The following is a 12789-nucleotide window of genomic DNA, read 5'->3' on the forward strand; positions in this document are numbered from 1 at the left end:
CCTATTATGCTCTGAAAGACGCGCATTATCCAGCGATCAATCCGAAATTGTATGGGTACAATACCATGGAAACCCTGGCGTTCCTGGGACCCGCGTCCCTCTTCATGATCTCCATGACCATCACCCCCGGTCCCAACAACGTGATGCTCACCGCCTCCGGGGCCAACTACGGCTTCCGCCGGACCCTGCCGCACCTGCTGGGCATCATGGGCGGCTGCTTCGTGCTGTTCGGGGCCATTGCGCTGGGCCTGGGCATCGTCTTCGAGCGTTTCCCCATCGTGCAGACCCTGCTGCGCATCGTCGGCAGCCTCTACCTGCTGTACCTGGCCTGGGGCATCGCCACGGCGCCGCCGCCGGAGTTCGGCAACGCCGAGGGACGCCCGCTGAGCTTCTGGCAGGCCGCGGCCTTCCAGTTCGCCAACCCCAAGGCCTGGGTGATGGGGCTGACGCTGATGGCGAGCTTCCTGCCCGAGAAGGGCAACACCTTCGTCAACGCCCTGGTGCTGGCCGGTTTCGCCGAGCTGGTGGCGTTGCCCTGCATCTCGCTGTGGGCGGGCTTCGGCATGGCCATCGGCCGCTGGCTGAAGGGCCCGCGCTCCTGGCGGGTGTTCAACGGCACCATGGGCGCGCTGACCGCGGCCTGCGTGATCTTCATCCTCGGCTGACGCCAGGCGCGTCGAAGCCCGGGAACCCCACCGTCAAGCATCGGGAGGGTGACATGCAAGCCAAGCGGGTGAATGTGTTCAGCGCCGAGCGCTTCGGCGGCAACGGCCTGACGATCTTCCCCGAGGCCGATGGCTTGGAGGCCCGGTCACGGCGGCGCGCAAAATACCACGCTGGATTCCACTGCGGCTTACTCGCCGCGGGGGGATGCTTCGAAAACCGGGGCCGCCCAGCAGACTCCGCATGGCATGCGCCGCCCGAGTCGAATCTCCACCCAGCGGGAGGCCTTGGATCCCGCGGGGGCGGTCGAGGAACGCATTGCCCTGGCGTTCGAAGGGGCGCGCTCCTGGCGGGGGCAACGGCACCAGGGGCGCGCTGACCGCGGCCTGCATGATCTTCATCCTCGGCTGGTGCCAGGCGCGTCGACGACCCGGGGAGCTCACAGTCAAGAATCGGGAGGGTGACATGAAAGCCAAGCTGGTGGATGTATTCAGCGCCGAGCGCTTCGGCGGCAACGGCCTGACGATCTTCCCCGAGGCCGATGGCCTGTCGACGGGGGAGATGCAGGCGATCACGCGAGAGATGCGCCAGTTCGAATCCCTCTTCGTCTTCCGGCAAGGCGCCGAGTTCGCGGCGCGGATCTTCACCCTGGAAGAGGAGCTGGACTTCGCCGGCCATCCGCTGCTGGGACTGGCCTACCACCTTCATGAGGCGTTCGGGGACCGGGACCGGCACGAGTGGCGGGTGAGGCTGAACCGACGCACGGTAGAGCTGACCAGCGCCTGGCGGGATGGCCGCTTCACGGCGACCATGGCCCAGGGGCGCCCCGACTTCCTCAGGACGCTGACGCGTGATGAAGCCGGGGAGGTCTATGCGGCGCTGGGGCTGGGCGCCGACGAGCGACGCAACTATCCGGCCGAGGTGGTCTCCACCGGCTTGCCCTACCTGATCCTGCCGGTGTCGGGCGGCCTGGAGCGGATCGAGTTCCGGGTGCCGGACCTGTCGCCGCTGCTCGCCTGGCACGGGGCCAAGTTCGTCTACGTCCTCGATGTGCAGGGCCTCGAGGGGCGTACCTGGGATAATCGCGGGCGGGTCGAGGACGTGGCCACGGGCAGTGCCGCCGGCCCCGCGGCGGCCTATCTCCACAAGCACGGGCTGGTGCTCGGCAAGACGCTGTCGATCGCCCAGGGGCGCTTCGTGGGACGGCCGAGCCGCATCGAGGTGGAGCTGGTCATCGACGGCATGGAGCTCGCGGATGTCCGGGTCAGCGGCGATGTCATCAAGGTGGCCGATCTCGCCTTCGCCGCCTGACGGCAGGCGCACCGGCGGTGACGACCCGTGGCGACTCGCGCCGCGGGTCCCAGCGACTATGCTGGAGACTGACGCCCGGCGCGTCATGCCAGGGAACGGCCCGGGAGCGCTATCGCCATGCAGGTCCACGACTCCATCGAGTCCCTCTATCGCCAGCACGCCCCGCGCGTGCTGGCGACATTGATTCGCCTGCTCGGCGACTTCGACCCGGCGGAGGAGGCGCTGCACGAGGCCTTCGCCGCGGCGGTGAGCCGCTGGCCGGCGGAAGGGGCTCCCGACGACCCCGTGGCCTGGCTGATCCGGGTCGGCCACCGCCGGGGCATCGACCAGATCCGCCGCCGGCAGACCGCCCGCCAGCATGCCCATCTGCTGGTGTCCGAGGACACCGGCGACCCGGCTGACGCGGGCATCGCGGATGACCCGCTGCGGCTGCTGTTCACCTGTTGCCATCCCCTGCTGGCGATCACCGATCGCGTCGCCCTGACCCTGCGCGAGATGGCCGGGCTGACCACCGAGCAGGTCGCCAGCGCGCTGCTGCAGCGCCCGGCCAGCCTGGCGCAGCGGATCGTGCGGGCCAAGCGGCGGCTGCGCGAGGCCGGCATTCCCTACGAGGTTCCCGATGCCCGTGAGCTGCCGGAGCGTCTGCCCGGCGTGCTCGGGGTGATCTACCTGATCTTCAACGAGGGCTATTCCCGCAGCGAGGGCGAGACGGTGGTGGACGTGCGCCTGGCCGATGAGGCCATCCGCCTGGCCGAGGCCCTGACGGAGCTGCTGCCCTGGGGCGAGGCCTACGGCCTGCTGGCGCTGATGCTGCTCCACGATGCGCGCCGCGCGGCGCGCCAGGATGCCCGGGGGGAGCTGGTGCCCCTGGAGGAGCAGGACCGCCGGCTCTGGGACCGGGCCCAGATCGAGGCCGGGATGGCCTGCCTGGAACGGGCCCTGGCGCAGAGCCCCACCGGCCCCTACACCCTGCAGGCCTCCATCGCCGCCGTCCATGCCCAGGCCCCCAGCGCCGCGGCCACGGACTGGCGGCGCATCGTGATGCTCTATGAGGCGCTGTATCGTCGCCAGCCCACCCCGGTGATCGCCCTCAACCGGGCGGTCGCCGTGGCCATGCGCGACTCGCCGGAGGCCGGCCTGGCACTGCTCGAGGGGCTCGCCGGACACAAGCCGATCGTCAACTTCCATCTCTACCATGCCGCGCTGGCCGACCTGCATCGCCGCGCCGGTCACCTCGAGGCGGCCCGGCAGGCCTATGAGCGGGCGCTGGCGCTGGTCGTGCAGGCCCCGGAGCGCCGCTTCCTGGCGCGCCGCCTGGCGGAGCTGGAGGCGCCGGGCTGAGGCAGACGCGAGCCCCGGGACGATGCGCTGGCTGTCGCCGGCGGTGGGGCGTGGCGCTGGCCGCAAAAAAAATGCGCGCCAGCTGTCGATCCGCGCCGCCGCCGCACGACTCCTGAGTACCACCCACCGAGGAGAGTGATGTCATGCGATACATGCTGATGCGCAAGGCCGATGTGGACACCGAGCAGGGCGTGCTGCCCAGCCAGGAACTGCTGCAGGCCATGGGCGACTACAACGAGCGGCTGATCCGGGCCGGGGTCTTCGTCACCGGTGACGGCCTGCGCCCCAGTGGGGAGGGCTGTCGCCTCGAATTTCGCGGCGGCGAGCCCCGGGTCATCCAGGGACCCTTCGACGCCACCGAGGAACTGCTGGCGGGCTACAGCGTGCTCGAGGTGGAGTCGCTAGAGGAAGCCATCGAATGGGCCAAGGGCTGGCCCCGCGAGGACGGGGAGGGCAACGTCACCCTGGAGCTGCGGCGCTACTTCACCATGGAGGACTTCGATCCCGGCGCCGGCCTGGACAAGCACATGGCCCAGTCCCGCATGCCCCGGGCGCTGCAGGTGCACCTCGCCTTTCCCGGTACCTGCCGGGAGGCGATGGCCTTCTATGCCGAGGTCACCGGCGGCCACCTGGAGGCGGTGCTGACCTATGGCGAGACGCCCGCCGCCGAGCAAGCGCCTCAGGAGTGGCACGACCGGGTGGTCCACGCCTCGCTGAATATTCGCGGCCATCGGCTGATGGGCGCCGACATGATGGGCGATTGCTACCAGCCGCCCCAGGGCGCCCAGCTGTTCCTCGACTACGCGGATGTCGATCAGGCGGCACAGGTGTTCCAACGGCTGGCCGAGGGCGGCCAGGTGCTGATGCCCTTCGAGGCCACCTTCTGGGCGCAGGGCTTCGGCATGGCCACCGACCGCTTCGGCGTGCACTGGATGGTCGCCACCCCGAGCGACCAATGCCCCTGACACCAGGGAGGAGGGAAGCATGCAGTACGTTGCATTGGTGTACTACCAGGAGCAGTTGATCAACGCCATGAGCGAGGCCGAGTGGCATGCGCTCAACCAGGAGTGCCTGGCCGGAGTGGAGCGCCTGACGGACGCCGGGCACTTCGTCACCGGCCAGGCCCTGCAGCCCGTGGACAGCGCCACCAGCGTGCGCCTGCGCGACGGCGAGCTGCTGGTCTCCGACGGCCCCTTCGCGGAGACCAAGGAGCAGCTGGCGGGCTTCTACCTGCTCGAGGCCCACGACCTGAACGAGGCACTGCGGCTGGCCGGCCGCATCCCCCCGGCGCGCTTCGGCACCATCGAGGTTCGCCCGGTGCGGGAGTTGCCTCCCAGAGACGCTACAGGAGACGCATCATGAGCTACGTGGATGGTTTCGTGGCCGCCGTGCCCACCGCCAACCGGCAGGCCTTCATCGAACACGCCCGACAGGCGGCGGTGGTCTTCAAGGAATACGGTGCCCTCAAGGTGGTGGAGTGCTGGGGCGACGACGTCCCGGAAGGCGAAGTGACCTCCTTTCCCATGGCCGTGCAATGCGGGCCCGACGAGACGGTGGTCTTCTCCTGGCTGGTCTGGCCGTCCCGCGAGGTACGCAACCAGGCCATGCCCCGGCTGATGGAGGACCCGCGCCTGTCGCCGGAGGTCAATCCCATGCCCTTCGACGGCAAGCGGCTGATCTACGGTGGCTTCGAGACGGTGGTGGACGAGTAGCCAGCCGAGGGTGGCCGACGCCCGCGGTGCGCCATGGCGTGCCGCGGACGCCGGCCATGCCGTTCCATTCGACGGCAGGGGATCCCGCCTGCCGGGAGGAGTTCCCATGCAGAAGATCACGCCCTTCCTGTGGTTCGATGGCCAGGCGGAGGACGCGGCCCGCTTCTACGTCTCGCTGTTCCCCGACTCGCGCATCGAGCGGGTGGTGCACGCGCCCACCGACACGCCGAGCGTCCCGGTCGGCGCGGTGCTGCTCGTCGAGTTCACCCTGGCCGGGGCGCGCTACCTGGCCATGAACGGCGGGCCCGGCGTGCCCTTCACCGAGGCGATCTCGCTGCACATCGACTGTGCCGACCAGGCCGAGGTGGATTACTACTGGAACGCCCTGAGCGAGGGCGGCCGCCCCATCCAGTGTGGCTGGCTCCAGGACCACTGGGGGCTCCGCTGGCAGGTGGTGCCCACCCGCATGCACGAGCTGCTCAGCGACCCCGACCCGGCGCGGGCCCGGCGGGCCATGCAGGCGATGATGGGGATGACCAAGCTGATCATCGCCGACCTGGAGCGCGCCGCGGACGGCGGCTGAGCCGGTGGCTGTTCAGGGCGCATCGATGCCGGTCCGGAGGCGCGCCAGGCGTCTCCGCGCCGCAGGCTCGGGCGTTGCTGCAGCGGATCAGGGCCGGCAGACGAAGTAGTCGTTCTGGATATCGTGCTCCAGCTGGTGGACATGGATATCGCGGAACCCGGCGTCTTCCAGGTAGGCCAGGGCCCGCTCGCGCCCCCACATGGTGCCCAGCCCCTCGCCGCCCTGGGCCAGCGAGACGGTCATGCAGTGGCTGAGTGACACGGCATAGAGCATCGCGCCCAGCGGGTGCTCGCGGTCCAGGTGATGGTGGCTCGAGGCGTGGATGTCCTGCACCAGGTAGACGCCGTCGGCGGTCAGGCTGCGGTGAATCCCCGCGAGCAGCCGGCGCGGCTGGCCCTGGTCATGGATGCCGTCGAAGGTGGTGACCAGCTCGAAGGCGCCGGGCTCGGCGGTGGCGTCGAAGTCGCCGAGGTCGCGCACCTCGAAGGTCAGGTTGGTCAGCCCGGCCCGCTCGGCCTGGTTGCGCGCCCAGCCGATGGCCTCCTCGGAGAGGTCGTAGCCGACAAAGCGGCTGGCCGGGAAGCGCTCGGCCATGGCCAGCAGCGCCCGGCCGCGGCCGCAGGCGCAGTCCAGCACCCGGATGCCGGCCGCCAGGCGCTCGGTGAGCCCCGGGGCGAGCGGCAGGATGTGGTCGAACAGCGCCGGCAGCACCGTCTGGCCGCTGTCGCTGGCCATCACCTCCTGGAAGCGCGGATAGCGGGAATAGGGCACGCCCCCGCCCTCGTGGAAGCAGCGCACCACCTCGTCCTCGACGCTGCCCAGCAAGGGGATAAACTGGGCATAGACGGCCAGGTTCGCCTCGCCCCGGTCGGTGAGCAGCGCGGCGCGCTCGTCCGGCAGCCAGTAGCTGGCGGTGGCCGGGTCGGTCTCGACCACCTCGGCCGCCACCATGCCGCCGAGCCACTCGCGCACGTAGCGCTCCTGGAGGCCGCTGCGCTCGGCCAGGGACTGGCTGGTGAGCGGCGGCTGGCCGGCCAGGGCCTCCAGCAGCCCGGTGCGGTAGCCGATCGAGGTCAGCAGCAGCAGGCCGCCGTGGTTGAGGGCCTGGACCAGCCGTGACTCGAAGTCGTCGGCGTGGGTCGTCGGGGGTGTCTGGCGCGTGGGAATGGCGATATCGCACATGAGCGGGCTCTTCCTGTCGTTGGCGTGTTGGCGTTGGGGCCAGGTTCACGATACGACCGGGAGGCCGACGACACTCAGGCGCATCGCGCCGCAAACGAGGGGTTTCTGCCATGGGTGAGCCCGAGACACTCGGCAAGGCGACCATCGCGCTGCTGGCCGGTCCCGACGCCACCGCCTCGACCCTCTTCGGCATGTACGACATCTTCGGCTCGGCGGGCCGCGACTGGGAGCTGTTGATGCATGGCCGGCCGGGCGAGCCGCTGCTCCATCCGATGATCGTCTCGCGGGATGGCCAGGGCTTTCGCACCGCCAACGGCGCCTGGATCGCCCCGGATGCCGCCCTGGCCGACTGCCCCGCGCCGCTGGCGGTGTGCGTGCCGGACCTGATGATCGCCCCCGGCGCCAGCCTGGCGAGCTACGCGCCGGAGATGGCCTGGCTGAGGAGCTGCCAGGAGAGCGGGGCACTGATGGCCGCGGCCTGCACCGGGGCCCTGCTGTTCGCCGAGGCGGGGCTGCTCGACGACCAGGACGCCACCACCCACTGGGCCTACTGCGAGGTGCTGGCACAGCGCTTCCCCCGGGTGCGGGTGCATGCCCATCGCAGCCTGGTGGTCAGCGGCGAGGGGCAGCGGCTGATCATGGCCGGCGGCGGCACCACCTGGCAGGACCTGGCGCTGTTCCTGGTCGCGCGGCTGGTGGGCGTGGACGAGGCCATGCACCTGGCGCGCCTCAATCTGATCGCCTGGCACAGCGAGGGCCAGCAGCCCTATGCCACCCTGACCAGCTCGCGCCAGGTGGAGGATGCCTGCATCGCTCGCTGCCAGGTGTGGGTGGCCGAGCACTACGATACCCCCTCGCCGGTGGCCGGCATGGTGGCGGTCAGCGGGCTGACCGAGCGCTCCTTCAAGCGGCGCTTCAAGGCGGCCACCGGCATGACGCCGATGGACTATGTGCATACCCTGCGCCTCGAGGAGGCCAAGCAGTGCCTGGAAAGCGGCGACGCGCTCATCGACGCGGTGGCCGAGGAGGTGGGCTATACCGACCCGAGCTTCTTCCGGCGGCTGTTCGGCCGCCGGGTGGGCCTGACGCCGAGCCAGTATCGGCGACGCTTTCGCAGCCTGCGGCTGCGCCTGCAGTAGGGATGGGGACCGGCGGTGGGATCGGCGCTCGCTCAGTCGCCTTCCTCGGCCTTGGGGCTTGCCGGACGCCGCGCGGTGAGGGTGATCTCCACGTTGGCACCGCCGAGCAGCCTCGGCGCCTCGGTGCAGGTGCGGGCCGGGTAGTCCGGCTCCGTGAAGAATTCCGCGTAGGCCGCGTTCATGTCCTCCACCTGGTCCAGGTCGGTGAGGTGCACGTCGACGCGCACCGCATCCTCCGCCCGACAGTCCACCTGCTCGAGGATATGCACGAGGCGGCGCATCACCCAGCGGGTCTCCTCGGCGACATCGCCGAGCACGGCCTCGCCGCCCTGGATGTCCGCCGCGGTGAGGCCCGAGAGGTGCACGTAGTCCTCGTCGATCACCACGTGGCTGCCGGGAAAGGTGGGGGTGGGCAGGGTCGAATCGTTGTGGAACTTCGGCATATCGACGTCCTCCTTGTCGGTTGGCCGTCACTCCCTGCGACAGGCCGGGTGCCGGGGATGTTCCCGGCAGGGCGCCGGCCGGCTCAGGTCCAGCGCGGATCGGCGGTGAACGACACGGTGAACCAGCGCCGCTCCGGCGGGATGCTCAGCCCCGCGGCGATCGCCTCGCGGATCTCGTCGAGCTCGGCCATGCCGCGCCCGGCGGCGAAGTCCGGTCGGGTGACCACATGGATCTCGATGAAGTGGCCGCGGCCGGCCTTGGCGACGTGGCTGGAGTAGTCGAGCAGCCCCTCGCGGCGCATCACCGGTGCCATGGCGGCCTGCACCTCGCGGTCGACGGCGCTCGGCGCGATCAGGAAGACCTCCTTCATGGCCCGGCGCACGATGCCGATGGGCACCGGCAGGAAGCCCAGCGTGAGCACCGCCAGCAGCAGCGAATCCACATAGGGCGTGAGGTGGGCATAGCGGGTCTGCTGCAGCCACAAGGCGATGGCGAAGGCGATGAGCAGGGCGCCGGTGATCAGCGCCGACATCAGCCAGCCGTGCATGTCGATGCGCACGAACTCCGAGTCCGCCGCGCGGTTGAGCCGGCGCTGGTGCAGCGTCATCGCCGTGCACACCAGGGTGACCACCAGCGCGTAGGCGATGGCCACGTCGAAGGCCAGCAGATGGCCGCCGTCGATCAGGCCCTGCACCGCGTTGAGGAAGGCATAGAAGCACAGCAGCAGCAGGATGGCCCCGTTGAGCGCGGCCACCAGCGGCTCCAGGTGCCAGTAGCCGTGCTGGAAGCGCCGGCTGGCCTCGCGCACCGCCAGCCGCGAGACCACCAGCGCGAGCCCGGACATCGCCGCATCCAGGCTGGAGAAGACCCCATCGAAGAGGATCGAGCGGGAACCGGCGAGCAGGCCGAAGACCACGCCGAGGCCGGCGACGACCAGCGTCATGGCGATGGAGACCTTGAGGGCGCGTTGTTCGAGGACGGCGGACATGGACATCTTCCCTGGTGACCGAAGCCCCGAGTCTAGCCGAGTGCCCCTGCCTTGGGGAGCAGGCCCGGGAGGAGAGGGCACGGGGGAGAGGGCCCCGAGGACCGGCGAGCGGCAGCGAGAATCGGAACCAGGGCGCCTCGCCGAGTCGGCCCCGTGCGGCGAGTTCGCGGCGGGCCCCGCTAACCTGCCGCGCGTCGTCATTCGCGAGCGCGCCTTGCCGCGCGGGGGCCGGCCATCGATCGGTCGTGTCATGGCGTGTCTCGTGCGCTTCGGTCGGCGGTTCCCGGCCAACCCGCGAGCGCGGCAGCGGGAAACCGGCGGGGACGCGGGTCGGGAGCGCTGCCAGCGGCATTCCGCTACCATGGGGGAAGACGCTCGCGCGGCCCTCGCCCCGGCGCGCCTGCGCCCATCCCCTCGACCGAGCCCGTACTCCGGAGAACCGCGACCGTGACCGATCCCGGCAAGCCCCTGTTCTGGCGCGACGCGCGCATGCCCCATGTGGAGTTGCGCAAGGTCGGGGACGGTCGCAAGGTCTGCTATGCGCCCCACAGCCATACCCAGTGGTCGCTGGGCGCCATCACCGCGGGCGAGAGCACCTTTCGCTATCGTGACGACGCGTACCGGATCCGAGCCGGCAGCCTGGTGATGATGAACCCGGAGTGGGTGCACGCCTGCAACCCCATCGGCGACCGGCCCTGGGCCTACCTGATGCTGTATGTGGAGGCCGACTGGCTGACGCGCCTGCGCTACGCGGCGGGCCTGCTCGCGGCGCCGCGCTGGCAGGACATCGCCACCGCGGTGATCGACGAGCCCGCCTGGTATGACGGCTATTGCCGCATGACCGCCTGCCTGCTGGACCCGCGCCGCGACCTGCTGGACAAGCAGAGCGAGGTGGTCGAATACCTCTCGGCGCTGATGCACCGGGTGGCGGGCCAGCCGACCCAGCCGCTGCCGATGCCCCCGGCCCTCCTGCGCGAGCTGGCCGCCTACCTCGACGAGCACGCCGCGGAGGACGTCTCGCTGGACGCCCTGTGCCAGCGCTCCGGCTACAGTCCCGGCCACCTCATCCGCGCCTTCCGCCAGCACTTCGGCCTCACGCCCCATGCCTACCTGATCAATCGTCGCATCCAGCGCGGGCAGCGGGAGCTCAAGCAGGGAACGCCCATCGCCGAGGCGGCGCTGAATGCCGGCTTCAGTGACCAGCCGCACTTCCAGCGCACCTTCAAGCGGCTGGTGGCCGCCACGCCGAACCAGTACCGGCGGTCGCTACCCGAGCAGTAGGTAGACGCAGCTGGCGGCGAGCAGCACCGCCAGGCTCCGGTTGATGGTGACCAGCACCGCGGGGCGATGGACGTAGCGGCGCAGGAAGGCCCCGGCATACACCCAGCTTCCCAGCGACAGCCAGCAGATGGGCAGATAGAGGGCGGCGAACAGCAGCACCTGCTGCAGGTCGTGGCCGCTGGTGTAGGCGCCGATCCCCGAGGCCGAGGCCAGCCACGCCTTGGGGTTGAGCCACTGCATCAGCGCGCCGGTCATGAAGCCCGGGGCGCGCTGGGCGGCGTCCTCCGGCAGGCGGCCGTCGTCGCGAAACAGCCGTACGCTCAGGTAGAGCAGGAAGGCCACCCCGGCCCAGCGCAGGGCCTCGTTAATGCCCGGTGCCATCGCCAGCAGCGAGTAGAGCCCCAGGCCCACGGCGATGAACAGGGCGATGAAGCCCAGGGTGGCGCCGCTGACGAACACCAGCCCGCGGGCGAGGGGATAGCGGGTACCGCTGCTCAGGCACACCAGGTTCACGGGCCCCGGCGAGATCGAAGCGGCGAGGGCGAAGGCCGACATCGGCAGCAACAGCGACAGGTTCATGGTCATCCTCCGGTCGAGACGTTGATCGGAGTCTGCGCTGACGACCGCGCCCGGTATTGAACGAAATTGCCGTGCGCGGCGAGGCTGCCGCCATCGCTACCGGTGGGCATAGAACGCCGGGGCCGGTTCCCACCGGTCGGGTATGGCATCTATAGAAGTGGCTGGATGGGGATCCGCGACAGCGCCTCCCTCGCCTCGGCCAGCCACAAGCGATTGCTGCGGCAGAGGGAGCCAGGGCAGGGGTACGCACGCTGCGTGAGATCGAACTTCGCCTCGAAGCGCACCGAACCGCAGCGACAGCTCCCCCGATCGGTCTGCAACCTGTCGCCACTCCCGTTCCCACGGCGCCCGCCCGGGACACGGCCCTGGTGGTCTCGCTGGGCGTTCTTCCCCTGGCGTCGCTCAACGGGTGCGTTGCATCCAACGTTACGCCTGCCTAGGCTTGTCCAAAGGCCGCTGAAGACGGCCAGGGATAACCCAGCAGCGCGCAACGCAGGGACTACCGCACGGATGGCAGGGAGCATCATGGTGTGCAGGGTAGATGCGGTAGCGTGCCCGGGGCTCCTGGAATTCCCTCAACCCGGAGGCCTGCGCACGCCGTCAAAGCCCTTGCCCAGCACATGGGTATAGATCTGGAGGCCACGCTCTTGTGGCCAGGCAATTTTTGAACAGTCCATCAATTTCGGCGGCCTGCTGTACATATCCATACGGCTGCTCACTCGTTGCCTGGATATAAATAGAGGATTTTTGGCGGCGATAAAGTGCGCAAGCGGGCGAATTCGGCATATGTGGCCGAGCCATTCTTAAGATATAGATAAATTAATGGGTTAGGTGGATAGTGGCGTGCTAGATAACATTGTTGAACGCTCAGGCACGTTTATTCAATATCAGAGCATACTGTTAGAGATTAGAGGGATTGATGAACATGAGTATCAAGGAGATATTTAAACATTACTTGTATCAGTTAGAGGTTATCGTGTCAAGGATCCCACCTGAGAACTTCTCCTTGGCTTTATCTGAAGGTATGTTTTCTTTGGAGATGAATGCGAAAATAGCTGCTAACTTTGTCTTGCGCGGCTATTGTCCGCTGTTACATCAAGACGTGGTTTCGTTTATTAGCGATGAGCCTGGTAAGGCAGCGGTTAAAAAGCAGATTGCAGACACGCTTGCATATTTAAGTGATCTACCTGAGGTCATGCGGTTGAATGATAAAGAGTTAGTGAAGGATACAGCTGGCTTCATTGAAGTAGAGTTTTCTCAGCCATTGTTCATACATCAATATATTTTACCTAATTTCATTTTTCACATTAGCATGGTGTATGCAATAGCGAAGGCAAATGGAGTCGAGTTAAGTAAGGGAGATTTTGATGGAATCCATTCTTATCCCAATGGATTTAGCTTTATATCATCGCCATAACAAGCGTATCAAGTTGACCAAAAACACTCGGCTGTGTGGGTGTGAATAGGTTGCGGTGTAGTGTGGTTGGAAGCTTATTCGTAGCGTTATAAATCATGGGGTAGCCAACAGTGCAATGGCGCAAGGACGATTACCTGATCACTGACGAC

At 68.2% G+C, this 12789-nt stretch carries 14 protein-coding genes; 10 read left to right on the forward strand and 4 right to left on the reverse strand.

What is annotated here, in order from left to right; genetic code table 11:
- The first annotated feature begins 65 nt into the window (after positions 1 to 65).
- The 7 genes from QWY76_RS12565 (at position 66) to QWY76_RS12595 (ending at position 5610) form a co-directional block, all read left to right on the forward strand.
- On the forward strand, positions 66 to 665 hold the full coding sequence (locus QWY76_RS12565; protein WP_290311590.1) for a LysE family translocator: 600 nt from the start codon (positions 66 to 68) through the stop codon (positions 663 to 665).
- Positions 666 to 1128: 463 nt separating this feature from the next.
- Positions 1129 to 1974: a PhzF family phenazine biosynthesis protein gene (locus QWY76_RS12570; RefSeq protein ID WP_290311591.1), complete on the forward strand. Its 846-nt coding sequence runs from the start codon at positions 1129 to 1131 to the stop codon at positions 1972 to 1974.
- 117 nt (positions 1975 to 2091) lie between these two features.
- Positions 2092 to 3315 carry an RNA polymerase sigma factor gene (locus QWY76_RS12575; RefSeq protein ID WP_290311592.1) on the forward strand — a complete coding sequence of 408 codons (1224 nt, stop codon included), beginning with the start codon at positions 2092 to 2094 and terminating at the stop codon, positions 3313 to 3315.
- A gap of 143 nt (positions 3316 to 3458) precedes the next feature.
- A complete protein-coding gene (locus QWY76_RS12580; RefSeq protein ID WP_290311593.1) occupies positions 3459 to 4280 on the forward strand; it encodes a YciI family protein in 822 nt (273 codons plus the stop codon).
- 19 nt (positions 4281 to 4299) lie between these two features.
- Positions 4300 to 4677 (forward strand): YciI family protein, encoded by a 378-nt coding sequence (locus QWY76_RS12585; RefSeq protein ID WP_290311594.1) that lies wholly within the window; start codon positions 4300 to 4302, stop codon positions 4675 to 4677.
- Positions 4674 to 5027, forward strand: coding sequence for a DUF1428 domain-containing protein (locus QWY76_RS12590; RefSeq protein ID WP_290311595.1), 354 nt, complete (start codon positions 4674 to 4676; stop codon positions 5025 to 5027). Before QWY76_RS12585 ends, QWY76_RS12590 begins: the two co-directional genes overlap by 4 nt.
- A 106-nt stretch (positions 5028 to 5133) precedes the next feature.
- Positions 5134 to 5610, forward strand: a complete 477-nt coding sequence (locus QWY76_RS12595) for a VOC family protein (RefSeq protein ID WP_290311597.1) — start codon at positions 5134 to 5136, stop codon at positions 5608 to 5610.
- 87 nt (positions 5611 to 5697) lie between these two features.
- Here QWY76_RS12595 and QWY76_RS12600 read toward each other — a convergent pair whose 3' ends face one another.
- Entirely contained in the window at positions 5698 to 6792 is a 1095-nt protein-coding gene (locus QWY76_RS12600; RefSeq protein ID WP_290311598.1) for a methyltransferase domain-containing protein, read from the reverse strand.
- 110 nt (positions 6793 to 6902) lie between these two features.
- Here QWY76_RS12600 and QWY76_RS12605 point away from each other — a divergent pair, with 110 nt between their 5' ends.
- Complete coding sequence (locus QWY76_RS12605) at positions 6903 to 7931, forward strand: GlxA family transcriptional regulator (RefSeq protein ID WP_290311599.1); 1029 nt, start codon at positions 6903 to 6905, stop codon at positions 7929 to 7931.
- A 32-nt stretch (positions 7932 to 7963) separates the two neighbouring features.
- Here the strand turns inward: QWY76_RS12605 and QWY76_RS12610 are convergent, their stop codons facing one another.
- Positions 7964 to 8374 carry a RidA family protein gene (locus tag QWY76_RS12610; RefSeq protein WP_290311600.1) on the reverse strand — a complete coding sequence of 137 codons (411 nt, stop codon included), beginning with the start codon at positions 8372 to 8374 and terminating at the stop codon, positions 7964 to 7966.
- Between the two features lie 83 nt (positions 8375 to 8457).
- The gene (locus tag QWY76_RS12615) at positions 8458 to 9363 is read right to left on the reverse strand and encodes a cation diffusion facilitator family transporter (RefSeq protein ID WP_290311602.1); all 906 of its coding nucleotides are present in this window, start codon (positions 9361 to 9363) and stop codon (positions 8458 to 8460) included.
- Positions 9364 to 9810: 447 nt separating this feature from the next.
- On the opposite strand from QWY76_RS12615, the gene QWY76_RS12620 reads away from it, so the two are divergent.
- On the forward strand, positions 9811 to 10644 hold the full coding sequence (locus QWY76_RS12620; RefSeq protein ID WP_290311603.1) for an AraC family transcriptional regulator: 834 nt from the start codon (positions 9811 to 9813) through the stop codon (positions 10642 to 10644).
- Here QWY76_RS12620 and QWY76_RS12625 read toward each other — a convergent pair.
- Entirely contained in the window at positions 10630 to 11223 is a 594-nt protein-coding gene (locus QWY76_RS12625; protein WP_290311604.1) for a LysE family translocator, read from the reverse strand. The genes QWY76_RS12620 and QWY76_RS12625 overlap by 15 nt on opposite strands.
- Positions 11224 to 12148: 925 nt before the next feature.
- On the opposite strand from QWY76_RS12625, the gene QWY76_RS12630 reads away from it, so the two are divergent.
- Positions 12149 to 12640 (forward strand): DUF1993 family protein, encoded by a 492-nt coding sequence (locus tag QWY76_RS12630; protein ID WP_290311605.1) that lies wholly within the window; start codon positions 12149 to 12151, stop codon positions 12638 to 12640.
- Positions 12641 to 12789: the final 149 nt, after the last annotated feature.

The sequence above is a fragment of the Halomonas maura genome, assembly GCF_030409305.1.
In the GTDB taxonomy this organism is placed as follows: domain Bacteria; phylum Pseudomonadota; class Gammaproteobacteria; order Pseudomonadales; family Halomonadaceae; genus Halomonas; species Halomonas maura.